The organism is Nocardia sp. NPDC059154 (genome assembly GCF_042755705.1).
Lineage (GTDB): Bacteria > Actinomycetota > Actinomycetes > Mycobacteriales > Mycobacteriaceae > Nocardia.
In genome coordinates, this window is sequence record NZ_JBHZCS010000014.1 from 25,326 (window position 1) to 51,167 (window position 25,842).

The following is a 25,842-nucleotide window of genomic DNA, read 5'->3' on the forward strand; positions in this document are numbered from 1 at the left end:
CATCAGCATTCGCCGCGATACTTCGGCACGGTCGTATACTTCCGTTATGGCGGATGAGCGGTCCTCCACGGAATTATCCGAGTCCCCGGTTCTTGTGGTGCAGACGCGAGAACACGTCTATCGGCTACGCCCCGAGGGCGCATACAACATCGGCCGCGATCCGACCGCCGACATTGTTGTCACCGATCCGCGTGTTTCGGCGTTGCATGCCGTGCTGGAGCGGGGATCCCACGGTTGGGAAATCGAGGACGCGCACAGCCTGAACGGCACCTTTTTCGATGGTCACCGCGTCGAGCGGATGGTGATCGACCACGACGAGACCTTCCAGCTCGGGCATGCCAAATACGGTGCGCAGTTGTCCTGCTCGCTGGAAACATCACCCGACTCCGGCCCCGAGCCCGATGACGATATCGGTGGGGACACGATGATCGTCCCGAATCCTGGTTATGACCTCGACGATGAAGCCACGGTCACCAAGTTCGAGCCGGGCCTGCCCCGGCGAGTGTCGCGGTCGGCGCCTCAGGCCGCTCACCCCAGCGCGCTGGTACGGATCATCTCGGGCACACTCCGGATCGGGCGCGCCGCCGACAACGACATCGTCGTGCCCGACCTCATGGTCTCTCGCCATCACGCCGAACTACAGGTGATCGACGAAGGCAAATATCGAGTCGTCGACCTCGACAGCCACAACGGCACCTACGTCAACGGCCACCGGATCGAGACCGCGGACCTGTCCGAATCCGACCTGATCGGCATGGGACACACCACCTACCGGCTCGTCGGCAACGAACTGCGCGAGTCCGTCGACACCGGTGACATCTCGGTCTGTGTCCAGAACCTCATCGTGCGGACACCGGAAGGCAAAGTGCTGCTCGACGACGTGACCTTCCCCATCGAGCAGCGCTCACTCGTCGGGGTCATCGGACCCAGCGGAGCGGGCAAGTCGACGCTGTTGGGCGCGGTCACCGGGCTGCGGCCCGCGACCGAGGGGACCGTCCGCTACGACGGACGCGACCTGTACACCGATTACGACGAGCTGAGACACCGGATCGGCCTGGTTCCGCAGGAGGACATCCTGCACAACCAGCTCGCGACGCGACGCGCCCTGCTCTACGCGGCCGAGCTGCGCTTCCCCGGTGACACACAGAGCGAGGAGCGCGAGCAGCGAGTCGACGAAGTCCTCGACGAACTCGGCCTGTCGCGGCATGCCGACACCCGCATCGACCGGCTCTCCGGCGGGCAACGCAAACGGGTGAGCGTCGCATTGGAACTGCTGACCAAACCGTCGCTGTTGTTCCTCGACGAACCGACCTCCGGCCTGGATCCCGGCCTGGACAAGACGGTCATGGAAATGCTGTCCGAACTCGCCCACGACGGGCGGACCGTCATCGTCGTCACCCACAGCGTGGCGAATCTCGATTCCTGTGACCGCCTGCTGGTGCTGGTGCCCGGCGGCAAGCTTGCTTATTACGGGCCGCCCGCAGAGGGCTTGCAGGAGTTCGGGCAGCGCACCTGGGCCGAGGTGTTCCAAGCATTCGACCGGGAGGAGGACCGCGACTGGGCCGGTGAGTTCCGGAACTCCCCGCGCTACGAGAACTACGTCGCTGTCGAGCAGACCAACGAGACCGGACCGGTGGAAGTACCCGCACCGGCACCGCCGCCCGCGCCGCAGTCCAAGCTCAGCCAGCTCAGCACACTGTGCCGGCGCTATCTGGCGGTGATCGCCTCGGACCGCAGTTATCTGGCGTTGCTCGGCGCGATGCCGCTGCTGCTGGGCGGTCTGATCGCCGCGGTGCCGTCGGGCGCCGGTTTCACCGGGGCGCCGGGAACCAACACCGATGCCTCGACCAAGCTCATGATCTTGATATTCGGTGCCTGCTTCATCGGCACCGGCAACGCGATTCGCGAGATCGTCAAGGAACAGACGATCTATCGCAGAGAACGCGCGGCAGGACTGTCGGCCGGGGTCTATTTGATGTCGAAACTGCTGGTCTTGGGCGTGATCACCGTCCTTCAGACGGCGGTGCTGTTCTTGATCGGCACTATCGGTACGAGTGTCCCGCCGACAGGGATATTCACCTCGGTCCAGCTGGAGTTGATCTTGGCGATGGCGATGCTGGGCATCGCGTCGCTGGCGTTGGGCTTGCTGGTGTCCGCCTCGGTGGACACCTCGGAAAAGACACTGCCGCTGCTGATCGTGCTGTCGATGGCGCAACTGGTGCTCACCGGCGGGCTGGTGCGGCTTCCCGGCACTCCCGTTCTGCAACAGCTGTCCTACCTGTCACCGTCCCGCTGGGGCTTCGGCGCTGCAGCGGCCAGCATCGACCTCGACACCCTCTCGCCGCACAATGGCGGGCCCGACCCGCTGTGGAAGCACACCATGGGCACGTGGCTGCTCGATATGGGAGTCGTCGCCGGCCTGGCGGCGATCTTCCTCGCGCTCGCCTGGTATCGCCTGTACCAGATGCGGCCACGCCGCCGCGGCGCCCGCCCCGCCCAGATTTGAGCAGGGACGCACTCGGCGACCGGCAGCGTCTGCTGGCTCTCGACGCACCAAGGAGAGGACGCCTGCCCGGTATCGGGGGCGCCCTCTCGTTCAGAGGTGTCAGGAGACTCGGGTGAAGACACGGCCCGCGAGGTCGATGGCGGTGATGTCGCCGTTGGGGTTGCGGGTGAAGTAGCCGCGCTGGCCCTTGAAAGAGCCGTCGGTGATGACGTATTCGTCGCTGCCGGGGAGGAGGCCGAAGGGGAAGGGCGGGTGGTCCTGGGGGATCTCGGCGCCGGCGGCGGCGCGGATTTCGGGCTTGACCTTGCAGTCGAGGTAGAGCTGGTCGCCGTCGGCGTAGCAGGTCATGGTCATGGCGTCGATGTCGTAGACGCCGAACAGTTCCGGGGCGCGCGCAGCGTCGAAGGGGGCCGGCTCGGGATCCTTGTCGACGACGCCCAGGTAGTGCTCCAGGGCCCAGCGGATGATGGCCTGGTTGGCGGGGATGCCGTCGGGGCTGGCGTTGGAGAGCACGACCACCGCGAAATCGCGTTCGGGCACCAGCTGGAAATTGGCGAACTGGCCGAAGCCGGAACCGTCGTGGCCGACCGTGCGGACCCCGTCCACATCGCGCAGCATCCAGCACAGGCCGAAGGCGTCGGCGAGGGTGCTGGCCCGCAGCTCGACGGTCGGCTGCTGCATCCGGTGCATCAGCTCGGCCGGCAGCACCGGTGCGCCGCTCTCGGTGCGGCCGTCACCGAGGTGGAATCGGCCCCAGCGCACCAGATCCGACACCGTGGACCCGAGCCCGCCGCCGGGGTTGTTGGCGCGGCTGCCCTTCCAGGCCCGCGACACCTCGAGCTCACCGTCCTGCTGCCGCTCGTGCCCGGCGGCGAAGCGGCGGGTCATGACATCGCCCTGGAAGTAGAAGCTCTCGGCCAGCCCCACCGGCTCCAGAACCGTGTCGGCGACGACCTTTTCGAACGACTCCCCGGTCACCTTCTCGATGACGCGGCCCAGCAGGTTGAAGCCCGCCTGGCTGTAGGACGCCCGCTCGCCGGGCGCGCCGATCAGCGGCAACTCGGCCAGCGTGGCCACGAAGGCGGCCAGCCCGTCCGCGCCGTCGCCGGTGTCGTTGATGATGTTCCACTCCAGCCCGGCGGTGTGGTTGAGCAGCTGCCGCACGGTGATCGTCGCCGCGGACTTCTCGTCGATCAGCTCCAGCTCCGGCACATAGGTGCGCACCGGCGCGTCCAGATCCACCCGGCCCGCCGCGACCAGCTGCATCAGGGCGGTGGCGGTGAAGGTCTTGCTGGTCGAGCCGATCGCGAAGATCGTGTGCTCGGTGATCGGCACCGGGTTCTCGGTGCTGGTCACACCGACATTGGCGTGGATCTCCCGCCCGTCGACCCAGATGCCGACGGCCATGCCGGGCATCCCGTACTCGGCGGCGGTGGCCGCGACGAACTCGGTGAGGGCGGAATCGGTGTGCGCGTTCGCGGACATTTGCGGTGCCTTTCGGTGGTGGCTGTTCGTGTGTGTCCATGACGATGCCGACCCGCGCTGACAGCCCACCGACAGTGCGCTGACCGCCGCCCGTCGGTGGCGTGGATCCCGGTCAGCGGCGGCAGTGAGTGAAGTCACCCGAGCCGATTTCCGGCTCCGACCGGGGTCTCGCCACCCTCTCAGCCGCAGCTCAGCTTCGAGTCAGCAATTGCTAAGAGGCTGTGGGCAACGTGGGGGGCTGATTCGTGACACCTGCACAAACTGCTCGTCACGCCAGAGAAAACTGCCGAAGGAGAAAGCGTGCGTTCAACGAAGACCTGGGGCAGCGCGGCATTGGCCTTGACCGCAACCGTTCTGCTACCAGTGGCCGCGGGCGCCGCCTCCGCCGACCCGGGGACCTCGCTGAACTTCGCGGGCATCTCCGCCGACGGCTCTCGCATCGCCTCCAGCAAGGCCACCGACGCGCGCACCCTGACGCTGCAGGTCTATTCGGCCGCCATGGACAAGAACATCGAGGTCGATGTGCAGCGCGCCGCCGACACCTCGGCGCCCACCCCGGTGCTGTACCTGCTCAACGGCGCGGGCGGCGGCACCGACTCCGCGACCTGGCAGAAGCAGACCGACGTCCTGAACTTCCTGTCCGACAAGAACGTCAACGTGGTGCAGCCGGTCGGCGGCGGCTTCAGCTACTACACCGACTGGCGCGAGCCGGATCCCGCACTGGGCGTGAACAAGTGGAAGACCTTCCTCACCGAGGAACTGCCGCCGGTCATCGACCAGGCGCTGAACACCAACGGCCGCAATGCCATTGCCGGTCTGTCCATGGCGGGCACCTCGGTGCTGCAGCTGCCCATCGCCGCGCCCGGCCTCTACCAGTCGGTGGCCGCCTACAGCGGCTGCGCCCAGATCAGCGATCTGCTCGGCTACAGCATGGTCAATACCGTGATCGCCGCGGGCGGCGGCGACAGCGCGAACATGTACGGCCCGCAGCGCGATCCCATGTGGGCCGCCAACGATCCCTACGTGCACGCCGACCAGCTGCGCGGCCTGAACATGTTCATTTCCAGCGGTTCCGGCCTGCCGGGCCAGTGGGACACCCTCGGCGGCCCGCACACCCTGCCCGGCGCGGGCGGCTGGGCGAACCAGGTGGCCCTGGGCGGCACGCTCGAGGCCGCCACCAACTACTGCACCCACAACCTGCAGACCAAGCTCGACGGCCTCGGTATTCCGGCCACCTACGACTTCACGCCCACCGGTACCCACTCGTGGGGGTACTGGCAGGACGCGCTGAAGAAATCGTGGCCCGTCCTGGCGACCGGTCTGGGCCTGCCGGCCTGACCGGTACATCGACGAAACCGGCACGCCTTCAGGGGAAGCGAGCCGGTTTCGTCTTGTGTACACGTGTGGTAACGAGGGTGGGAATCGCGCCCTGACCCTACGGCCGGAAACGTACTCTCGGAGTCAGTTCAGTTCCGGGCCAGCATTTTCCGAATCCGCTCGGCACGCTGAAGTGCTGACTCGTGACAACGGGAATCTGCCGGAGGAGACAGCGTGCGTTCCACAATTACCCTGGGCAGCGTGGTATCGGCCTTGACCGCAACCATTTTGGTGTCGATGGCCGCGGGCACGGCCTCCGCCCAACCGGACACCCCGGTGACCTACACCGGCACTTCCGCCGACGGCTCACGCATCGTCTCCAGCACGACCACCGACACCCGTCTAGTGACTCTGCAGGTCTATTCGGCCGCCATGGACAAGAGCATTCAGGTCGATGTGCACCGTCCGGCCGACACCTCCCAGCCCGCCCCGGTGCTGTACCTGCTCGGTGGCGCGGGCGCCGCCGACGCCGTGACCTGGCAGACGCAGACCGATGTGCTGGACTTTCTGGCCGAGAAGAACGTCGATGTGGTGCAGCCGATCGGCGGGGATTTCACCTACTACACCGATTGGCGCGCCCCGGATCCCGCTCTGGGCGTGAACAAGTGGAAGACCTTCCTGACCGAGGAGTTGCCACCGCTCATCGACGAGGCGCTGAATGCCAACGGGCGCAACGCGATCGCGGGTCTGTCGATGGCGGGTACCTCGGCGTTGCAGCTGCCCATCGCCGCGCCAGGGTTGTATCGGTCGGTTGCGGTCTACAGCGGCTGTGCCCAGATCAGTGACCCCATCGGATATCACTTCGCCAATGACGTGGTGACGAAGGGCGGCGGGGACAGCGCGAACATGTATGGCCCCGAGGGTGATCCCGAGTGGGCCGTCAACGATCCCTATGTGCACGCCGACCAGCTGCGCGGCCTGAATCTGTTCATCTCCAGTGGTTCCGGGCTGCCGGGCCGGTGGGACGCCCCCGGCGGCCCGCACACCCTGCCGGGCACAGACGGCTGGCTCCAGCAGCTGATCATCGGTGGCGGGATCGAGGCCGCCACCGACTTCTGCAGCCACAATCTGAAGGCCAGGCTCGACGGCCTCGGCATCGCGGCCACCTATGACTTCACGCCGACCGGCACCCACTCGTGGGGTTATTGGGAGGACGCGATGAAGCGGTCGTGGCCCGTTCTGGCTGCCGGTCTGGGCCTGCCCGCCTGACCGTGGACGACGAAACCGGCTCGCCGCCAAGAGGAAGCGAGCCGGTTTCGTCGGGTCCAGTGACTACGCGGTGAGCTCGAAGTTCGGGTACCCGTTGTCGCGCTCGTCGTCGCAGTAGCGGCGGTAGTTGCCGAAACCGCCGATGTAGGGCATGAATACGCGCTTCTTGCCCTCGATGTTCGCGCCCATGTACCAGGAATTGGCCTTCACGAACAGCGTGCCCTCGGCGACCTCGAGCAGGTGATCGGTCCACTTGACCGCCGCGTCCGTGCGGGCTTCCGCCTTGCGGATCCCGTTGGCGCGGCAGTGCTCCACCAGCGCCAGCACCCAGTCCAGCTGCTGCTCGGAGTGCAGCACCATGTTCGCCATCACCGACGGGGTGCCGACACTGTTGATGCTGAACATGTTCGGGAAGCCGGGGATGCCGAAGCCCAGGTAGGTGACCGGCCCGTCGGCCCACAGCTCACCGAGGCGGGCATCCCGCGCGCCGTGCATGTCGATGCGCAGCAGCGCACCGGTCATCGCGTCGAAACCCGTTGCGTAGACCAGCGCGTCGAGTTCGACGAACTTGTCGGCGGTCCGGATGCCGGTCGGGGTGACCTCCTCGATGGCCTCGCGGCGCAGGTTCACCAGCGACACGTTCGGCCGGTTGAACATCTCGTAGTAGCCGGAGTCGGTGCAGATGCGCTTGGTGCCGATGGGGTGGTCGTAGGGGATGAGGTCGTCGGCCACCGCCTGGTCGTCCACCTTGGCGCGGATCTTGGCGACCGCGAACTCGCGCACCAGCTCATTAGCGGCCAGATCGCTGTTCTGGTCGGGGAAGACCTTGTTGAACAGCACGCCGCCGCCGTCCCAGCGGTCCTGCATGGCCTGCTCGCGCTCCTCGGCGGTCAGGTCCAGGGCCTTGGTCTCCAGCGAGCGGTGCGGGGTGGCGGCCGGTGCGTAGTAGGAGTTCTCGCGCCGCTGCCGGTAGGTGGCGCGGATCTCGCCCTGCTCCTCGTCGGTCCACGGCCGGTTGGGCACCGGGACGCTGAAGTTGGCCGAACGCTGGAAGACGGTGAGCGCCTCGGCCTCCCGCGCGATGATCGGCGCGACCTGGATGCCGGAGGAGCCGGTGCCGATGACGCCGACCCGCTTGCCCTCGAAGGACACGCCCTGCTCCGGCCACTGCGCGGTGAAAAGCTCCTCGCCCGCGAAGGTTTCGATGCCGGGGATGTTCGGCTTGATCGGCGCGGACAGGCAGCCGGTGGCGAAAACCACGAACTGCGAGCGGAATTCGTCGCCGGCCTCGGTGCGCAGCGTCCAGACGGCCGCCTCGTCGTCGAAGCGGGCGCCGACGACGCGCTGACCGAACCGGTAGCGCTGCTTCAGCTCGAAGCGGTCCGCCACATGGTTGATGTAGCCGAGGATCTCCGGCTGGGCGGCGAAACGCTCGGTCCAGGTCCAGCTCTGCTGCAGGTCTTCGTCGAACGAGTAGGAGTAGTCGACGCTCTCCACGTCGCAGCGCGCACCCGGGTAGCGGTTCCAGAACCAGGTGCCGCCGACACCCTCGCCCGCCTCCAGGCCGAGCACGTTCAATCCGGCCTTCGCCGCCTGGTGGACGCCATAGAGTCCGGCGAATCCGGCACCGATGATGATCACATCGAATGGGCTGCCCTGCTCGGGATGCATGCGCGACCTCTCACTATTCGTCTCGAGATATTTCGAATAGGCATATCGTCACGGCGCATGCGGGCACTCGGCGATACCACGTCCCACTGACCAGGAGCCGAGTCCCGGGAAATGCTCGCTATGCGTGCGATGGTTCGCCGGTCACGATGTGATCGGCGTGGTTCAGGCCCTCGCGGACCAGGCGGGCCAGGTGGCCGTCGCGGATGCGGTAGATGATGCGGCGGCCCTCGCGGCGGGTGTCGACCAGGCCGCTGAAGCGGAGTTTGGCCAGATGCTGGCTGACCGCGGTGCGGGAGGCGCCGCAGGCCTCGGTGAGGGCGGTGACATCGGCCTCGTCGGAGGCGAGGATCCAGAGGATGTGCAGGCGGGTCGGATCCGACAGCATGCGGAAGGTGGCGGTGGCCACGTCCAGATGGGGCTGATCCGGACGGACCGGGTGGATGAGGCTGGGTGCGGCAGGTGCCGGTTCGGTCTCCTCGCTCACCAGTTCACCTTCCTGCCGCCGCCCTCACCGCCTCGGGGCCCGTCGGCATGTGTGCGGGCCAGGCGTGGGCCGCCGTCGTAGCTGCCAGTGTAGCGACGGCGGCCAGCACGATCGCCGTGGTCGGCAGGCCCGCCAGCGCGCCCAGCTTGCCCGCGACCGGGTAGGTCACCAGGAAGCACGCGTGCGAGAGGGAGAACTGTGCGGTGAAAACGGCTGTGCGGGTGTCGGGTTCGGACTGGGCGCGCAGCAGGCGCGCGGACGGGGTGTTGATCATCGAGGTGCCCGCGCCCAGCAGCACCCAGGTCACCGCCAGCACGAGCGCACCGGCCCCGCGGGGGAGCAGGGTCGGCAGCGACGCAGCGATCAGGCCCAGCGGCAGCAGCACGCAGCCGGTCATCATGAAACGGCGGTCCGGCACCCTCGCCAGCAATCGCGGGGTCGACAGCGCCACCGCCATGGAGCCGAATCCGAAGCAGCCCAGCGCCAGTGCCACCGCGGTATTGGAACCGCCCAGCTGATCCCGCACGTACACAACGGTATTCACGATCACCAGCGCGGTGGCCGCGGCCACCACCATGTTCATGGCCAGCAGCCCGCGCAGCACCGGCCGGTTCATCATGATCCGGGCGCCCTCGGTGATGCGCCGCAGCAGCGGGGCGGACCGCTCGGGCGCGGCGAGCCGGGGCAGCCGGGTGGTCACCACCAGCAGCGCCGAGGCCACGAAACCGGCCGCGGTACCCACGAACAGCGAGTGATAGCTGATGACCGTCAGCAGCGCGGCCGCCAGCACCGGGCTCAGCAGCGACTCCATGTCGTAGGCCAGCCGCGACAGCGACAGCCCGCGGGTGTAGTCCTCCTCGTCGACCAGGATCGAGGGGATCAGCGACTGGAACGCCGGCGTGAAGGTGGCCGAGGCCGACTGCAGCAGCGCGATCAGCACATAGATCTGCCAGGTGTGCGTGACGAACGGCAGCATGAGCGCGATCCCCGCGCGCACCGCGTCCGCCGACACCAGTACCAGCTTCCGGGGCAGCCGCAGGGTGAGCGCCGAGATCACCGGCGCGACAGCCACATACGCCACCATCTTGATGGCCAGGGCGGTGCCCAGCACCGCGCCCGCCTGGCCCCCGGCCACCTCGTAGGCGAGCAGGCCCAGGGCCACGGTGAGCAGTCCGGTGCCGACCAGGGCGACCACCTGGGCGGTGAACAGCTTGCGGAACCGGGGATCGCGGAGCACGTCGAGCACACAGTTACTATAAGCCTATATGTGCGCAGTTGTGCACATGATGTCGGATATATCTGTGTGGTCGGCCTCGCTTGGTCCGATTGCTGTGCATTCGTCGCTATCCTCGCTCCCATGGGGAGGAATCTCGTGGCCGCTGGCCTGGCTGCCGCCACGCTCACGCTGGCCGCGTGCGCACAACACCCCGCCACCGCACCCATGGCCGGCAACCTCTCCCCGCACACCAGCGATCACGTCGTCCCCGGTCCGGTCACCCCCGTCTCCGCCCTCCCGCCCTGCGGCGATATCGCCTCGGCCGCCACGCCTCCCGACTGCTACCTGCAATCCCACGACGCCGCCGGGCTGACCTTCGAAGTGCGGCACCGCGGTACCGGACAGCAGGGGTCGGTCGCCATCACCGTGCTGGACCCCGTCGGCGCACCGCTGCAGACCCTCACCGAACAGGCCGTCGGCACCACCGAGCCACGACTGCGCGACCTCGACAACGACGGCCGCGACGAGTTGATCATCCCGATCATGCTGGCCAGCGCCAACACTCGCTACGTCATCTACCACGCGGCCGGCGACGGGCAGCTCCAGCGCGCGGGCGAACTCGCGGGCATCGGCATCGACACCTCCGCGGCCGGCTACACCGTGGTCACCGCGCGCGACAGCTACGAACTCTGGAACATCGAATTCTGGACCTTCGACGCCGAGAAACTGCAACCCCTGGTCACCGCCGAGGTCCGGCTCCTCGACGACGGGACCGGGCGCGTCGGCGGCAGCGAGTGCACGGTGATCGACAGTGGCGGGCTGAATCGCATCGGTCTCACCCTGGATCAGGCCACCGGGCAGTTCTGCGCCGAACCAACTGTGCTGCGGGTGAGGCGCTGACGCAGGTCAGCTCACCGGCTTCGAATACCGCCGGCGCAGCCACTCGGCATAGTCGTAGGACACCGTCTCGCCATCGGCGTCGAGGCACAGTGCAGCGTCGCGCAACCGTCGCACGATCCGGCCGACCGGCGGCACCGGCAGCGGCAGCAGCGCCTGGCCGAGAGCGTGGCGGCGGAGTTCGGCCAGCTCGCCGAGGGTCTGCGCGAGCGGACCGCCCAGATCGCGGACCCGGCCGGACGGGCCCGCCTCGACCGCGTCGGCCAGCCGGCCCGCCACCGCGACCACGTCGACCGGCTGGAACCGCATACCGGTGCGCGGCGCGACACGGAATTTCGCGGCCGCGCCGACCATTTCGTCGATGAGCTCGTGGAACTGCGTGGCGCGCAACAGGGTCCACGGCACCGGGCCCTGGGTGACCACCCGTTCCTGGGCGACCTTGGTGCGGTAGTAGCTGAACGGCACCCGCTCGCAGCCGACGATCGAGATCTCCACATGGTGGCCGACCCGGGCGCGCTGCTCGGCGGCCAGCAGGGTGCGCACACCGTCGACCATCACCCGCGCGCTGCGCAGCCCGCGATGGGAGGCCGCGTCCACCACCGCGTACACACCCTCCAGCGCCGCGTCCATCCCGGCGCCGGTGACCAGATCCACCGCGTGATGCGTGGTCCCCGGCACCGACTCGGCGGGCGCGGACCGGCTCAGCACCCGCACCGTATGCCCGCGCGCCACCAGATCCCGCACCACCGGCGCACCCAGCGTCCCGGTACCGCCCACAACCGCCACCTGCATGTCGGATCCCCTTCCTCGACCGGCCTTCCTCGGACGCTAGAACCACACCGTGTGCCGCTCAACATGATTCATCGCATGGCGTCGGATTCCCCACATTCGCCCGTGCCCCGCGCGTCGATGGGGTTGGATGTGCGGCTTCGCGGGGTCAGATGTGCGCGCCCTTCGTGCGGTTGCAGGCGCGGCAGAGGATCTGAAGGTTCGCGGAGCTGGTCGCGCCGCCGCGGCTGATCGGGATGATGTGGTCGAATTCGAGATAGTGACTGTCGCCGCATTCGACGCATTTGCCACCGTCGCGCTGCCAGACCACGGTCTTGACATCCGGTGGGATGGAACGGGTGTCGCGGCGGCCCGGGGTGAGGGCCAGGCGCTTGGCGATGCGCAGCGCGCCCTCCATGGCGGCGGCCACGAAGTCCGGATCGGCGACCTCGAGGATCGCGCCGCCGCGCGAGGAGGTGGCCGACACCTCGACCAGGCCATCGGCGGCGGTCACCGAAACCACGCGGGCCCAAGGCATTTCGGTGCCGGTATCCGCGCCCGTGAAGCGCAGCTTGCGGTTGCTGACGATCAGACGGCCCTCGGTGCGCTTGGGGCCGCGGGCCAGCTGCCGGATGTGCACGGCGGGGAGGTTCAGGTGGACCCGCTCGTCGGGATCCAGGTGCAGGCCCGTGGTGGGCTGCTGCGGCAGCTCGCCGGACCGCAGCCGGGTGAGCAGGCGGCCGCGGTGCAGGCGGCGGCGCAGGTCCTCGATGACCGGGCCCGACAGGGACAGCTCCGCGACGGTGTCCTCGAAGTCGTCCACGTCGGACTCGTCCACCACGCCGTCGGCGAAGGTGAAGGCGACCAGGCGTTCCAGCTGATCGAGGGCGAGCGGGCGCAGCAGATCCAGGACGGCGGCGCGGTCGACGCGCTGGAAGCGCAGCGCGGCCCAGAGCGTCTCCCAGTCATCGTGCGGGGAGAGGCCACGCAGGGTGCGCTCGGCGCGGGGCCGCCAGGTGCGCAGGTATTCGGCTGTCTCGGTGGCGCATTCGCGGCACAGCGGCGTGGCGCCGAACAGCGCCGCGCCGAACAGGCGGCGGCGCGGCGCCCCGCAGCGCGGGCAGTGGCGGGCATCCTGCGGCGGCGCAGGGCGGGCCGACGCCGTCCACGTCGTGCCGTCCCACCAGCGCAGGCGGGCCGGATCGCGAGGATCCGGATGCCATTCCGCCCGTTCGGGATCCGGGGGCGGCGGCGTGCGGCGCGGCTCGGGTTCGAAGCCGTGCGCGGGATCGATCCGCACCCCGAACTCGCGCACCAGCCCCGCCAGGCTGACCCCCGCGTCGGCCAGCGCCCGGAACTCCCAGCCCTCCTCGGCGCGCGTGAACTCACCCAGCACCAGGGCCGGTGCGGGGTCCGGCGTGTCGATGTCGTACCAAGCGACCGGATGGTCGTGGTCGAACACGGTCAGCCGCAGGCCCGCGACATCGGCGAAACCGCCTGGCACCGAAGCGATGACCACGATTCCCGCCACCTCCGGCCCGGTGCGCGGGAGCGAGACCGACAGCCGCGCCGTCCCCGGCGCGGGCTCCCGATCCAGCGTCACCGCCTGCGAGACGTGCCGGGGCGCGTCGAACCAGACGAAATCCCGGTCCGACCGGGCCCGCCCGTGCTCCGCCACCAGCACGGCCTGCGCCCGCACCGCATGCTCCGACCGCCACGAAAGCACAACCGTCAGAAGCGATGTCGGAACCGTTGTATGGCCACCCATGGTCAGTTTCATCGTGGTCGAACTATGCCACGACCCTCCGACAAAACCGCATGCCCGGCCCTGCGGGCCGATCTGAAAATCGTGCGGCACAGTAGAGGTATGACCAACCCCAAGGGGAGCGACCGTCAGCCCGCCAAACCCTCGACCTCGCGCGTCCCCACCGCCGGGGACATCCTGGCGGCGGCCCAGGCCGCGGTCGAAGCCGCCCAGAGCGCGGCCGGTCAGGCCCTGGATTCCGCCCAGGTGACCGCGTCCACCGCCTTCGACACCGCCGTCCGCCTCCCGCCCGCCTCCATCCAGCTCGCCGCCCAGCTGCCCGACCTGATCCAGAGCCTCACCATCGCCGTCGAGCGCCTCAACTCCACCATCGACCGCCTCGATCGCACCCTCGCCCTGGCCGAGCCCGCCTTCGTCGCCTACGACAAGATCCTCACCCGGCTCGAGGCGGTCACCGCCCTCGGCGAGGAGGTCTTCACCCGCCTGGACAAACTCCCCGGCGTCTCCCTGCTCGGCCGCCTCACCGGAACCCGCGAGAATCCGGAACCCGAACCGCCCGAAGGCAAGTCACGCCGCTCCCGCCGCAAGTGAGGTCGCAGCACCCCGGTGGGCCGGACTACCTGGCCGAGGGAATGCGGTCGCGGGGCGGGACGCCCAGGCCGGGCAGGGCGCGCAGCGCGGCGGCGGCCTTCCAGACCATTTCGTGGTACTCGCCGGCCGGGTCGGAGTCGAGGACGACCGCGCCGCCCGCGCCGACTCGCCAGCGATTGTCGTGGCGGACGGCGGTGCGGATGACGATGTTCAGGTCGGCGGCGCCGCCGAGGCCGAGGAAGCCGATGGTGCCGGAATAGATGCCCCGGGCCTCGGTTTCGAGGGAGTCGATGATTTCGAGGGTGCGGAGTTTGGGGGCGCCGGTCATGGAACCGCCGGGGAAACAGGCTCGGAGACAGTCGATGACGTCCAGGTCGGGGCGGAGGGTGCCGCGCACGGTGGAGACCAGCTGGTGCAGGGTCGTGTAGGTCTCGACGACCATGAGCTTGGGGACGTGCACCGATCCGATCTCGCAGACCCGGCCCAGGTCGTTGCGGAGCAGATCCACGATCATGAGGTTCTCGGCGCGGGTCTTGGGGCTGCGGGCCAGCTCGTCCTTCAGCTCTTCATCCTCGGCGGCGGTGCCACCGCGCGGGGCGGTGCCCTTGATCGGCTTGCTCTCCACCGTGCGGGAGCGATCCACCTTGAGGAAGCGCTCCGGCGAGGAACACGCCACCTCCAGCCCGGCGAAGCGCAGGAATGCCGCGTAGGGGGCCGGATTGCACCGGCGCAGCGTGCGATACACGGAGAGGCCGTCGGCGTCGCCCGGGGGATGAGCGCTGTCGGTGATGCAGATTTCGTACGACTCGCCCGCGAGCAGCTGCTCCCGGCAGGCCGCCACATCGGCGAGATAGCGGTCCCGGCCGCGCGTGAGGAACGGCGCGACCATGGCCTCGTCGGCGCGCAGCTCGAGGTCCCGCGGATTCTCCCAGGTCGGAAGGGTTTCCACCACGGCCCGGGTGGCGGCCAGCCAATCCTGTGCGGCGGCAGCGGCATCCGGCTCGGCCAGCGCCAGCAGATGGGTGCGGCCCGCTTCGTGATCGACCACGATCAGCCGGTCCGCGAAGATCCACTGGGCGTCGGGCGTGGCCGCGCGATGCACGGCCCCGGCACCGCAGTCGGCCTTCATCTCGTAGCCGAGATAGCCGACATAGCCACCGGCGAAATCGAAAGGCACATCCGGGAATTCGATCTCCCGACAGCGTAGCTCGGCGGATAGATAGTCGAGCACCCCGCCCGGCACCGTCCGCGGCCCGGCCGCCGACTCGATCTCGACCTGGCCGCTGCCGACCCGATACCGCACCACCTCCGCCAGCGGCCCGGACGCGTCACCCAGGAACGAGAAGCGATCCAGCCCCGGCTCCACATGCTCGCTGTCGAGCCAGAAGGCATGCGGGGAACCGGCATACAGCGCGTCGAAGGCCGCCTCGGTATCGACGGCCCGCTCCACGACCGTCTGCTCGACCCGATAGCGGACGGGTGCGCCGACGGCGGGCGGTCTCGAAGTCTCGCCTCCGATCCGGGGGCGCGCCGGCATCGTTCGTGTGGGCTCTCGGGAAATGCCCTGCCGCCGTTGATAGTCGGCGGTCAACGCGGCGAAATTGCGCAGCAGCAGTTCCCCGTGCTCGCTGGAGATCGACTCGGGATGGAACTGCACGCCCCACTGCGGCCGGGTGCGGTGCCGCACGCCCATGATCACCCCGTCCGGCGTGGTCGCCGTGACCTCGAGGTCCGCCGGCAATGGTCGAGCCGCACACAGCGAGTGATAGCGCACCGCCGAGAAGTCCTGCGGCACACCGGCGAACAGGTCCAGCCCGTCATGGCTGATCAGATCCGGGTACCCGTGCCGGGCCTGCGGCGCCGTGACCACCTGCCCACCCGCCGCGATCACGATGCCCTGATGCCCCAGGCACACTCCCAGCACCGGCAGCTCGGCTCCGGCGATCAGGGCCGCCGAGATGCCGAAATCGCGCGGGACATCCGGCCGACCGGGCCCGGGGGAGACGACGATGTTGTCGAACTCCCCGAGCCGGAGTTCCCCGATCGAGGCCGCCTCGTCATTGCGCACAACCACGGGTTCGACCCCGTTCACCTCGCTGATCAGCTGATACAGGTTGTAGGTGAACGAGTCGTAGTTGTCGATCAACAGGGTGCGCATTTGACCACGCACATTACGCTCCGTCCAATTTTGCAGTTACTGCTGGCGACTGCCTTCAGTTCGTGTGGACCGCTACGGCAGAATAGGCGGCATGTCTGTTGCGCAGCCGGTCGAAGTGGATCGTGACGTCGTCGATTTCGCCGTCGTCGGAAAGTGGATGGAAGAGCAGGGCCTGCCCGGCGGGGAGTTCGAGGAGGTGAAGCCGCTCGGCGGCGGCACCCAGAACATCATGCTCCGCTTCCGCCGCGGCGGCCGCGAGTACGTGCTGCGACGCGGACCCAAGCATCTGCGGTCCGCCAGCAACACCGTCATCCAGCGTGAATCCCGCATCCTCGGCGCCCTCGGCGACACCGAGATCCGCGCCCCCAAGGTGATCGCCGCCTGCCCCGACGAATCCGTGCTCGGCGCGTCCTTCTACCTCATGGAACCGATCGTCGGCTTCAACCCGCAGAACGAGCTGCCCGAACCGCACGCCTCCGACCCCGAGGTGCGCCGGCAGATGGGCCTGTCCGCGGTCGAGGCCATCGCCCGCCTCGGCTCGCTCGACCACGAGGCGCTCGGCCTGGCCGACTACGGCAAGCCGGAGGGCTTCCTGGAACGCCAGGTGCCGCGCTGGCTCAAGGAGCTCGACTCCTACAGCGTCAACGACGGATACCCCGGCCCGGAGATCCCCGGCGTCGCCCAGGTCGGCGACTGGCTCGACCGTAACCGCCCCACCCAGCCGAAAGCCGGCATCCTGCACGGCGACTGCCACCTCGCCAACATGATGTTCTCCTACGACGGCCCCGAGGTGGTGGCCATGGTCGACTGGGAGATGTCCACCATCGGCGACCCGCTGCTGGACCTGGGCTGGCAGATCGCCACCCGCCCGGTCCCCGGCACCACCGGCGCGGCGCTGGTCGGCTCGCTCGGCGCGGTGGGCGGCCTGCCCACACCCGAGGAGATGATCGCCCACTACGCGAAGTTCTCCGACCGCGACCTGACCCACGTCACCTGGTACACCGTGCTGGCCTGCTTCAAGCTGGGCATCGTGCTCGAGGGCACGCACGCCCGGGCCTGCGCGGGCAAGGCCCCCAAGCAGGTCGGCGACTTCCTGCACGCCATCACCCTCGAACTGTTCGAGAAGGCACACCAGCTGATGGAGTGACGGCACCGTAAGTTGGTCGCCATGCCGATCGTTCCCGATGCCAAGGACTGGACGTGGGTGCTCGAACGCGCCTGCGCCGAGTGCGGATTCGACCCCGCCGCCACCGCCTTCGCGGCGGTGCCGGGGTCGGCCCGCGCCAGTGCCGCCCGCCTCGCCGCCGCCCTGGAGCGACCCGACGCCCGGCAACGGCCCGATGAATCGACCTGGTCGCCGCTCGAGTACGCGGCCCACGTCCGCGACGTGTGCCTCATCTTCACCCACCGCCTCGACATCGCCCGCACCGGCGGGCCCCGTCCCGGCCCGGTGATCCCCGCCTACGACACCGCGGTCACCGTGGGGGACAACGGCATTCCCATGTTCGCCAACTGGGACCAGGACGCCACCGCGATCGCCGCGGACTACACCGCCGCCGAAACGGCCACCGTCGCAGTCGAACTCACGGCCGCCGCCGAGACCGCCGCCCGCGCCTTCGAAGCCGTGCCGGTCACCGAACTCGACCGGGCCGCACTGCGCAGCAACGGCTCCGCGTTCACCATCGACTCCATGGCGCGGTACTTCCTGCACGACCTCGTGCACCACGTGCACGACGTGGAACACGGCTGAGGTCTACGCCGGCTCCTGCTGGGTCGTGCAGTGGATGCCGCCGCCGCCCGCGGCGACCGCGTCGATATCGATCTGCACCACCCGGCGGCCCGGAAACAGCCGCGCCAGTGTGGCTTCGGCGAAGGCGTCGGCCTCCGGATCCCCGAACTCGGGGGCCACGACCGCGCCGTTGCAGACATAGAAGTTCATGTAGCCGGCCGCGAAGTCGTCGTCGGCGAACTCGTCGCGCACCCGCGCCGGGCCGGGAATCACCTCCACTTGCAGCGGGCGGCCCAGGGCATCGGCGGAGTCCTGGAGGATGGCGAGATGGCGGCGGGTGACGTCGTAGTCGTAGCAGTCCACATCGTCCTCACGACCGGCCACCACCACGCCCGGGCCCGCGAACCGCGCGTAGAAATCGGTGTGCCCGTCGGTGACGTCGTAGCCGGCGATGCCGGGCAGCCAGATGACCTTCGAAATCCCCAGCAGCCGAGCCAGTTCCGCCTCCACGTCCTCGCGCTGCCAGCCGGGATTGCGATTGTCGTTGAGCACGCAGCTCTCGGTGACGATGGCGGTGCCCGCCCCGTCGACCTCGATGCCGCCGCCCTCCAGTATCAGCTCGGTCGTCAGCAGTTCCGCCCCGGTGCGCTCGGCGACCAGCCCGGCCAGCCGCGCATCCTCCTGATACTCCTGCTTGTCGCCCCAGGCATTGAAGTTGAAATCGACCGCCGCCATGGCCCCGTCGCCGCCCACGAACACCGGGCCGCTGTCTCGCAGCCACAGATCGTCCATCTCCGCGGGCACCAGCGCCACCTCCGGCCCGGCCAGCGCGCGGGCCAGATCGAATTCCTCCGGCCGCACCAGCATCGACACCGGCTCGAATCGCGCGACGGTGCGGGCGATCCGGGCCACATCCTCGCGAATGCGGGGGAGCAGCTCGGGCGTCCACACCCGCTCATCGGCCCCGAAGGCCATCCAGGTCCGCCGATGTGGCTGTCCTTCGTCGGGCATCACCCACGGTTGGCTCGGCATGGACCTATTCCTTTCGGTCAGCGACAGCGGAGCAGGGCCTCACGGAGATTGCGCGAACGGACATCGTCGAGCACCGCCATACCCAGGCGGTTCATCACATAGCCGAACCCCAGACCCGTTGCCGGATCGGCGAATCCGAACGAGCCGCCATAGCCGGTGGTGCCGTAGGCGCGCTTGTCGGAGCCGAACCGGAAACCGCCGCGCGACCGGCGGAAGCCCAGGTGATAGCGGCTCGGGGTGAGCAGCACCAGGTCCTCGGCCGGGACGTCGTCGGCGGTGTCGGGGGAGCCCAGGCGGTCCAACAGGCTCGGCTCGATGGGCAGCTCACCGGTCCGCCCCGCCGCCGCGCCGTACACCCGCGCCAGCGCCCGCGCGGTGCCGACACCGCCCGCGGCCGGGCTCTCCACCGCGAGGAATTCGCGCCGGGCGGCCCGGGCGGGCGCACCGACCTGCGGGCTGTTCAGCGCGCGGAAGGACAGGCCGCGCTTGCTGTAGAGCTGAATGCCGATGCGCACCGGCAGATCTCGCTCATAGCGCAGAATGTCGAGGCCCTCGGTCGCCGACAGCGCGGCCACCCGATCCAGCGAAACCTCCTCCGGCAGGCCGATATAGAACTCCGCGCCCAGCGGTCCGGCAATGTCCTCGGCGAAGATGCGGCCCAGCGTGCGATGCTCCGGATCGACCCGCCGCAGCAGCTCGCCCTGATACAGCCCGGCCGTGATCGGGTGATAGCCGTGCCGGGTTCCCGGCCGCCACAACGGTTTCTGCTCGGCCAGCACCACCGCCATCCGATCCAGATCGGCCATATCCGCGAGCCGGAACGGCCGATCCAGCGCCGCCAGCCCGGCCTGATGGTCCAGCAGTTGCCGCACGGTGATGGACTCCTTGCCGTGCGCGGCGAACTCCGGCCAGTGCAGCGCCACCGGATCCTCATAGTCCAGCAGCCCCCGCGACACCACCGACGCCACCGCGAACGCGGTCATGCCCTTGGTCGAGGACCACACCGGGGCCATGGTGTCGCGCTCCCACATCACCCGGCGCTTGCGATCGCGATGCCCCGCCCACAGATCCACCACGGGCCGATCCCCGTCGTAGACCGCCACCGCCGCACCGATCTCCCCGTGCCGGCCGAAGTTGCGGCGGAACGCGTCGGCGACCGGGCCGAAACCCGCGTCCACCTCGCCATGGATCGTGACCTGCTCACTCATGATGGGTCCGATCGTAACCGGGCGTACGGTCTGTGCGGGTCGTAGCGACGATGGTGAATACCAGTGCGACGCCAGTACATAGCTGTGAGCAGTACGGATCCCCCGATGGATGCGCCACCCTGATGCCATTTCGACCGGTCCGAACCGGTAGCGTGGCCGCACATGCCCGGACTCCATCGGATTACCGCATCATTGCTGCGGACCAAGCCAGTTGAACAGCTCACCTCCGATGGAGAACACACCGCACTGCGGCGCAGCATGGGCCTGATCTCGCTGATCGCACTGTCGGTCGGCGCCACCCTCGGCACCGGCATCTTCGTGGTCCTGGGCGAGGCCGCACCGCTGGCCGGGCCCGCCGTCGTCGTCTCCTTCGTCATCGCCGCACTGGCCGCGCTGTTCTCCGCCCTGTCCTACGCGGAACTGGCCGGCGCGGTGCCGGTGTCCGGATCGGCCTACTCGTACACCTATGCGACGCTGGGCGAGATCATCGCCTGGATCTGCGGGTGGTGCCTGCTGCTCGAGTACGGCGTGTCGGTGGCGGCGGTCGCAGTCGGCTGGGGCGCGTACCTCAACGAGTTCCTGGGATCGACCATCGGCTGGCGGATTCCGGACGCGCTGGCGCAGCCGCCGGGCGACGGCGGGGTGATCAACCTGCCCGCCGCCATCGTGGTGGTGCTGGCCACCGTGGTGCTGCTGGGCGGCATCCGGGAGAGCGCGCGGGTCACCACCGTCACCACCATGATCAAGATCGCGGTGCTGGTGTTCTTCGTGGCCGTGGCGGTCACCGCCTTCCACTCCTCGAACCTGCACCCCTTCGCGCCGGCCGGCGTCTCGGGCATCGGGGCGGCGGCCTCGATGGTGTTCTTCTCCTTCATCGGCTTCGACGCCGCCTCCACCGCCGGTGAGGAGGCCAAGAATCCGCAGCGAGATCTGCCGCGCGCCATCATCATTTCGCTCGGCATCGTGACCTTGGTCTACGTGCTGGTGGCGCTGACCGCCGTCGGCGCGGTCGGCGTGGACGCCGTCAGCAGCTCGGGCGCGTCGCTGGCCACCGTGCTGGAACAGGTCACCGGGCGCGGCTGGCCCGCCACCATCCTCGCGGGCGGCGCGGTCATCGCCATCGCCTCGGTGGTGCTGACCGTGCTCTACGGGCAGACCCGCATCCTGGTCTCCATGTCCCGCGACGGGCTCATGCCCGCCGTACTGTCACGGGTCGGGGAGAAGCGCGTGCCGACCGTCAATACGCTCATCGTCGGCGGCGTGGTGGCGGTGCTGTCGGCGCTGGTGCCGCTGGGCGAACTGGTGAACGCCACCAATATCGGCACGCTGGTGTCCTTCGGGCTGGTGAACATCGGCGTGCTGGTGCTGCGCCGCACCAAACCCGAGCTACCGCGGTCGTTCCGGACCCTGGTGCCGCTGGTGCCGGTCATCGGCGTGGCCATGTGCGTATGGCTGCTGATCCACCTGCCGGGGGTGACCTGGCTGGCGTTCACACTGTGGTCGGCGGTCGGGCTGGTGGTGTACTTCGGCTACGGGCGGCCAAGGTCAGCCCTGAACAATGCCATGCCTGCCGAAACCGCTACCTCGCAGGCGCATTCGTAACCGGCGGACAGCCCAAAGGTTCGCGGCCGTCTCGATTCTGGACTGCGCTCCGCCTCCCCGCGCTTGGAGCGACGGAGCGCAGCGGAGGAGTGGAGGGAGGGAAGAATCGAGACCTCGGGGCCGCGAACCCGCCCGGAGCGAAGCGGAGGGCAAAATCAAACACAGTACTCTCGATGTGTGCGAGCGCTGGAGCAGATTCGACAGTGGCCGGTCCGGAACGCGGCGGCGGGGGTTGTCGTCCGCGGCAAGGGCGTGGTGGACGCCGAGGGTGACACCGCGCATGTCTTCCCGCTCGCCTCGGTGACCAAACCCCTTGTGGCTTACGGGGTTCTGGTGGCCGTCGAGGAGGGCGCGATCGAGCTGGACCAGCCCGCCGGGCCGCCCGGATCGACAGTGCGGCACCTGCTCGCCCACACCTCCGGCCTGGCCTTCGACACCACCGTGGTGCTGGCCCGGCCCGGCGCGAAGCGGATCTACTCCAGCGCCGGGTTCGAGGTGCTCGCGGATTTCGTTGCGGCGCAGACCGGTATCCCGTTCGACCAGTACCTGCGCGAGGCCGTCTTCGAGCCGCTGGGCATGAACTCCTCGGCGCTGGTCGGTTCGGCCGGACATGCCGGCCGCTCCTCGGTCGCAGATCTCCTGCGATTCGCCGAGGAATTGCTGGAACCTGCTGTCGTGAGTGCCGAATTGGTTTCCGAAGCAAGCACCGTGCAATTCCCGGGATGCAATGGTGTCCTTCCCGGTTACGGGTCGCAGCGCCCCAACGACTGGGGATTGGGTTTCGAAATCCGCGACCACAAATCGCCGCACTGGACCGGTGGCGCGAACTCGTCGCGGACTTTCGGGCACTTCGGGCAGTCCGGCACATTCCTCTGGGTGGATCCGGAAGTCGGCATGGCGTGTCTCGCGCTGGCGGACGAAAATTTCGGGGACTGGGCCCGAGCGGCGTGGCCGCCCCTCAGCGACGCCGTAATCGCGGAGTTTGCGTAGCGGCCGACACAGGCGTCAAGTAACACACGCAACACCGGGCACTCCAGTACACTCGGGCAACGCCGAGCTCAGAAGGGGCCGTTGGGGAAGACGTCCCTCGTCGAGCCGGAGGTGTCAGTGGTGCACGCGTCTAGTCAGTTCGCGGAGGCGACGTCTGGAGTCGTCTATATCCATTCGTCGCCGGCTGCGCTGTGCCCGCATGTCGAATGGGCTCTGACCTCCACTCTCAAGGCCCCCGCGAAACTGCGCTGGACCGCGCAGCCGGCCGATCCCGGACAGCTGCGTGCCACCACCGATTGGTGCGGCCCGGTTGGTACCGGAGGGAAATTAGCCAGAGCATTGCGGGATTGGCCCGTGCTGTATTTCGAAGTCACCGAGGACCCCAGCGAGGGCGTCGACGGCGCCCGCTTCAGCTTCGTTCCCGGCCTCGGCCTCTGGAGCGGCGCCACCGGCGCCTGCGGCGACGTCATGGTCGGTGAGATGCATCTGCGCGCCATCGTCGCCGAGGCCCGCGCCCACGGCCGCGGCTCCGCCGCCGAGATCGCCGCTGACATCGACCGCGCCCTCGGCACCGCCTGGGACGATATCCTCGAGCCCTACCGCCTCGGCGGCGAGGGCGCCGAAGTCACCTGGCTGCGCCGCGACGTCGGCTGATACGAGGAGGATTCGTGCGGACCACAGCGATCGCGGGTGCGGCCCTGTCCATGGCGACGGCCTTCGCCCTCACCGGCTGCAACGACAACAGCCCCACCGTCGCCTCCGGCTCCTCGGCCCACCCCGCCACCTCCGCCGCCGCCTTCCCGGCCGCGGGCCACGAGGCCGTCCAGTGCGGCGCCGGCCCCTGGGGCCTGGCGGTCGTGGTCTCCACCGCCAAGGGCACCGGCTTCTGCCCCACCGCGCTCTCCGTCGTCACCGCCTATGCCGACCAGCGCGCCAAACAATCCACCGGCGACATCGCCGTCACCGTCGACACCGTCCGCTGGGTCTGCGGCGAACGCCCCGCCACCCCCAATCCCTATCAGGAATGCGCCAGCCAGAACGAGTCCGCCGACAAGGTCCGCCTCCAGTCCTGACGTCGGCTCCCACTCGGGATCCGCGATGAACTGGGAGCTCGTCACTCCGATCCCGTACACCGCCCTGCAGCAGATGTTCGACGAGTCCTCCCCGGCGGGTCTGTTCGCCTACGAGAAGTCGCTCTACGTGGACGAGCTCACCGACGAGGTGCTCGCCACCCTCGTCGACCACTTCCCGCGCCGCAGCCTGGTCGACTCCCTGGTCCCGATCTTCCCCCTCCGCGGTGCCTACTGCGCGATTCCCAACGCCAACACCGCATTCGGCGGTTCGCGCCAACCGTGCTGGGCGATCAACATCAACGCCCTCAGCACCGAGCCCGACGATTTCCCGGCCGAACGCGAGTGGGCCCGTGACTTCTGGGCCGCCCTGCGCCCGCACGCCCGCTCCGACGTCGGATACGTCAACTTCCTCGTCGACCACGACCAGCATCGTGTCCGGGAATCTTACGGCGACAAGTACTCCCGCCTCGTCGCCCTCAAATCCGCCTGGGATCCCGACAACGTCTTCCACCACAACGCCAACATCCCCCCGGCCTGACAGCGAAACCCGTTCCCGGCCAACGAAAAGCGGGCGGTCTCCGAGGAGACCGCCCGCTATTGCGTTGCCGTGTAACCGATTACAGCGGAATGTTCTTGTTGTGCTGCGGCCGCGCCGGGGCGGCGGCCAGGGCGGCGGCGATGGTGGAGCGGGTCTTGGCGGGCTCGATGACCTCGTCCACGACACCGATCGAGATGGCGCGCTGGACGCCACCGGCGATGCGCTCGTGCTCCTCGGTCAGACGCTCCAGCAGGGCCTCGCGCTCCTCCTCCGGGGCGGCCGCGAGCGCCTTCTTGTGCAGGATGCCGACCGCGGCCTTGGCGCCCATGACGGCGACCTCGGAACCCGGCCAGGCGTACACGGCGGTGGCGCCCAGCGAGCGGGCGTTCATCGCGATGTAGGCGCCGCCGTAGATCTTGCGGGTGACCAGGGTGACGCGGGGGACACGGGCCTCGGCGAAGGCGTGCAGCAGCTTGGCGCCGCGGCGCACCACGCCCTCGAACTCCTGCGAGACGCCCGGCAGGTAGCCCGGCACGTCGGTGACGACGATCAGCGGGATACCGAAGGCGTTGCACAGGCGCACGAAACGCGAAGCCTTCTCGGCACTTTCGGAGTTGAGGCAGCCACCCAGGCGGATCGGGTTGTTGGCCAGCACACCGACGGTGCGGCCGCCGAGCCGGCCCAGACCGACCACCATGGAGCGGGCGTAGCCGCCCTGCAGCTCCTCGAAGGTGCTCTCGCCGTCGACGTTGTCGAGCAGCTCGTGGATGATCGGCTTGACGTCGTAGGCGCGCTTGGCCGACTCCGGCATCATGGCCTTGAGGTCGACATCGCCGTGTGCGGCTGCGGCCAGGTCGAATTCGCCCTGCTCGGCGAACATCGAGACCAGGCGGCGCGCACGATGCATCGCGTCCTGCTCGTCGTCGGCGACGATGTGGCAGACGCCGGACTTCTTGCCGTGGGTAATCGGGCCACCGAGGGTCGCCATGTCCACGCTCTCACCGGTCACCGTCTTCACGATGTCCGGGCCGGTCACGAAGACGCGGCCTTCCGGAGCCATGATGACGATGTCGGTCAGTGCGGGGCCGTAGGCGGCGCCGCCGGCGGCGAAGCCGAGCACCACGGAAATCTGGGGGACCTGGCCGGACGCGCGGACCATGGCCTCGAAGACCAGGCCGACGGCGTGCAGGGCCTCGACGCCCTCCGCCAGCCGGGCGCCACCCGAATGCCACAGGCCCACAACGGGAACCTGGGAATCGATGGCGGTGTCGATAGCGTCGACGATGTGCTTGCACCCCTCCACGCCCATGGCGCCGCCCATCACGGTGGCGTCGGAGCAGTAGGCGACGGTGCGGACGCCGTCGACCTCACCGATGGCGGCGAGCACACCGGACTTGTCGCGCGGGTGTAGCGGGAGAACGGTTCCGGGGTCGAAGAAGCGCTGCAACCGACCCAGCGGGTCACGGGGATCGGTAGCGGTGTCGGCGTGAGCGGGGGCCATTATGGTCATCGCAAACTCTCCTCATGGGGGAAAGGCGGTCGC

Annotated in this window: 21 protein-coding genes and 1 pseudogene; 12 read left to right on the forward strand and 10 right to left on the reverse strand. The window is 68.9% G+C overall.

What is annotated here, in order from left to right; translation table 11 throughout:
• The first annotated feature begins 46 nt into the window (after positions 1-46).
• The gene (locus tag ACFXN1_RS14640; RefSeq protein ID WP_379463595.1) at positions 47-2,506 is read left to right on the forward strand and encodes an FHA domain-containing protein; all 2,460 of its coding nucleotides are present in this window, start codon (positions 47-49) and stop codon (positions 2,504-2,506) included.
• A 99-nt stretch (positions 2,507-2,605) separates the two neighbouring features.
• On the opposite strand, the gene ACFXN1_RS14645 is transcribed toward ACFXN1_RS14640, so the two are convergent.
• Positions 2,606-3,991 (reverse strand): serine hydrolase domain-containing protein, encoded by a 1,386-nt coding sequence (locus ACFXN1_RS14645; protein WP_379441636.1) that lies wholly within the window; start codon positions 3,989-3,991, stop codon positions 2,606-2,608.
• 300 nt (positions 3,992-4,291) lie between these two features.
• Here ACFXN1_RS14645 and ACFXN1_RS14650 point away from each other — a divergent pair, with 300 nt between their 5' ends.
• Together ACFXN1_RS14650 and ACFXN1_RS14655 are read left to right on the forward strand one after the other, a co-directional pair.
• Positions 4,292-5,329 (forward strand): alpha/beta hydrolase, encoded by a 1,038-nt coding sequence (locus ACFXN1_RS14650; protein ID WP_379441635.1) that lies wholly within the window; start codon positions 4,292-4,294, stop codon positions 5,327-5,329.
• A 276-nt stretch (positions 5,330-5,605) separates the two neighbouring features.
• Positions 5,606-6,577 (forward strand): alpha/beta hydrolase, encoded by a 972-nt coding sequence (locus tag ACFXN1_RS14655; RefSeq protein WP_379441684.1) that lies wholly within the window; start codon positions 5,606-5,608, stop codon positions 6,575-6,577.
• 63 nt (positions 6,578-6,640) lie between these two features.
• Here ACFXN1_RS14655 and ACFXN1_RS14660 read toward each other — a convergent pair whose 3' ends face one another.
• From ACFXN1_RS14660 to ACFXN1_RS14670, 3 genes are all read right to left on the reverse strand, one after another.
• Positions 6,641-8,248 carry a flavin-containing monooxygenase gene (locus ACFXN1_RS14660; protein WP_379442374.1) on the reverse strand — a complete coding sequence of 536 codons (1,608 nt, stop codon included), beginning with the start codon at positions 8,246-8,248 and terminating at the stop codon, positions 6,641-6,643.
• Between the two features lie 118 nt (positions 8,249-8,366).
• Positions 8,367-8,732, reverse strand: coding sequence for an ArsR/SmtB family transcription factor (locus tag ACFXN1_RS14665; RefSeq protein WP_379399932.1), 366 nt, complete (start codon positions 8,730-8,732; stop codon positions 8,367-8,369).
• Positions 8,733-8,736: 4 nt separating this feature from the next.
• Positions 8,737-9,978 (reverse strand): MFS transporter, encoded by a 1,242-nt coding sequence (locus ACFXN1_RS14670; RefSeq protein ID WP_379442375.1) that lies wholly within the window; start codon positions 9,976-9,978, stop codon positions 8,737-8,739.
• 111 nt (positions 9,979-10,089) lie between these two features.
• Between ACFXN1_RS14670 and ACFXN1_RS14675 the strand changes: the two genes are divergently transcribed.
• The gene (locus ACFXN1_RS14675) at positions 10,090-10,848 is read left to right on the forward strand and encodes a hypothetical protein (RefSeq protein ID WP_379442377.1); all 759 of its coding nucleotides are present in this window, start codon (positions 10,090-10,092) and stop codon (positions 10,846-10,848) included.
• A 6-nt stretch (positions 10,849-10,854) separates the two neighbouring features.
• On the opposite strand, the gene ACFXN1_RS14680 is transcribed toward ACFXN1_RS14675, so the two are convergent.
• Both ACFXN1_RS14680 and ACFXN1_RS14685 read right to left on the reverse strand, forming a co-directional pair.
• The gene (locus tag ACFXN1_RS14680; RefSeq protein WP_379442378.1) at positions 10,855-11,637 is read right to left on the reverse strand and encodes an SDR family oxidoreductase; all 783 of its coding nucleotides are present in this window, start codon (positions 11,635-11,637) and stop codon (positions 10,855-10,857) included.
• Positions 11,638-11,782: 145 nt separating this feature from the next.
• Positions 11,783-13,393 carry a TerD family protein gene (locus ACFXN1_RS14685; protein ID WP_379442379.1) on the reverse strand — a complete coding sequence of 537 codons (1,611 nt, stop codon included), beginning with the start codon at positions 13,391-13,393 and terminating at the stop codon, positions 11,783-11,785.
• An 87-nt stretch (positions 13,394-13,480) separates the two neighbouring features.
• Here ACFXN1_RS14685 and ACFXN1_RS14690 point away from each other — a divergent pair, with 87 nt between their 5' ends.
• Positions 13,481-13,969 (forward strand): hypothetical protein, encoded by a 489-nt coding sequence (locus tag ACFXN1_RS14690; protein ID WP_379378468.1) that lies wholly within the window; start codon positions 13,481-13,483, stop codon positions 13,967-13,969.
• Positions 13,970-13,994: 25 nt separating this feature from the next.
• On the opposite strand, the gene pabB is transcribed toward ACFXN1_RS14690, so the two are convergent.
• Positions 13,995-16,127 carry an aminodeoxychorismate synthase component I gene (gene pabB, locus ACFXN1_RS14695; RefSeq protein WP_379442381.1) on the reverse strand — a complete coding sequence of 711 codons (2,133 nt, stop codon included), beginning with the start codon at positions 16,125-16,127 and terminating at the stop codon, positions 13,995-13,997.
• Between the two features lie 91 nt (positions 16,128-16,218).
• On the opposite strand from pabB, the gene ACFXN1_RS14700 reads away from it, so the two are divergent.
• Positions 16,219-17,274, forward strand: coding sequence for a phosphotransferase family protein (locus tag ACFXN1_RS14700; RefSeq protein ID WP_379442382.1), 1,056 nt, complete (start codon positions 16,219-16,221; stop codon positions 17,272-17,274).
• Positions 17,275-17,295: 21 nt separating this feature from the next.
• Positions 17,296-17,877 carry a DinB family protein gene (locus ACFXN1_RS14705; protein ID WP_379399917.1) on the forward strand — a complete coding sequence of 194 codons (582 nt, stop codon included), beginning with the start codon at positions 17,296-17,298 and terminating at the stop codon, positions 17,875-17,877.
• A gap of 3 nt (positions 17,878-17,880) precedes the next feature.
• On the opposite strand, the pseudogene ACFXN1_RS14710 reads toward ACFXN1_RS14705, so the two are convergent.
• Positions 17,881-18,882: pseudogene (locus ACFXN1_RS14710) on the reverse strand (agmatine/peptidylarginine deiminase); the annotation flags it as partial.
• A 23-nt stretch (positions 18,883-18,905) separates the two neighbouring features.
• Positions 18,906-20,096 carry a serine hydrolase domain-containing protein gene (locus ACFXN1_RS14715; RefSeq protein ID WP_379442384.1) on the reverse strand — a complete coding sequence of 397 codons (1,191 nt, stop codon included), beginning with the start codon at positions 20,094-20,096 and terminating at the stop codon, positions 18,906-18,908.
• A gap of 162 nt (positions 20,097-20,258) precedes the next feature.
• Between ACFXN1_RS14715 and ACFXN1_RS14720 the strand changes: the two genes are divergently transcribed.
• The 5 genes from ACFXN1_RS14720 to ACFXN1_RS14740 all read left to right on the forward strand — a co-directional run bounded on the left by ACFXN1_RS14720 (position 20,259) and on the right by ACFXN1_RS14740 (position 24,299).
• Positions 20,259-21,698, forward strand: a complete 1,440-nt coding sequence (locus ACFXN1_RS14720; RefSeq protein ID WP_379442385.1) for an amino acid permease — start codon at positions 20,259-20,261, stop codon at positions 21,696-21,698.
• Between the two features lie 177 nt (positions 21,699-21,875).
• Positions 21,876-22,688 carry a serine hydrolase domain-containing protein gene (locus ACFXN1_RS14725; protein WP_379399914.1) on the forward strand — a complete coding sequence of 271 codons (813 nt, stop codon included), beginning with the start codon at positions 21,876-21,878 and terminating at the stop codon, positions 22,686-22,688.
• A 120-nt stretch (positions 22,689-22,808) separates the two neighbouring features.
• Positions 22,809-23,342, forward strand: a complete 534-nt coding sequence (locus tag ACFXN1_RS14730; protein WP_379378458.1) for a DUF3145 domain-containing protein — start codon at positions 22,809-22,811, stop codon at positions 23,340-23,342.
• A 14-nt stretch (positions 23,343-23,356) separates the two neighbouring features.
• Positions 23,357-23,761 (forward strand): hypothetical protein, encoded by a 405-nt coding sequence (locus ACFXN1_RS14735; protein ID WP_379442387.1) that lies wholly within the window; start codon positions 23,357-23,359, stop codon positions 23,759-23,761.
• A 25-nt stretch (positions 23,762-23,786) separates the two neighbouring features.
• Positions 23,787-24,299 carry a BBE domain-containing protein gene (locus ACFXN1_RS14740; RefSeq protein WP_379442388.1) on the forward strand — a complete coding sequence of 171 codons (513 nt, stop codon included), beginning with the start codon at positions 23,787-23,789 and terminating at the stop codon, positions 24,297-24,299.
• Positions 24,300-24,378: 79 nt separating this feature from the next.
• Here ACFXN1_RS14740 and ACFXN1_RS14745 read toward each other — a convergent pair whose 3' ends face one another.
• Positions 24,379-25,809, reverse strand: a complete 1,431-nt coding sequence (locus ACFXN1_RS14745; RefSeq protein WP_379378453.1) for an acyl-CoA carboxylase subunit beta — start codon at positions 25,807-25,809, stop codon at positions 24,379-24,381.
• Positions 25,810-25,842: the final 33 nt, after the last annotated feature.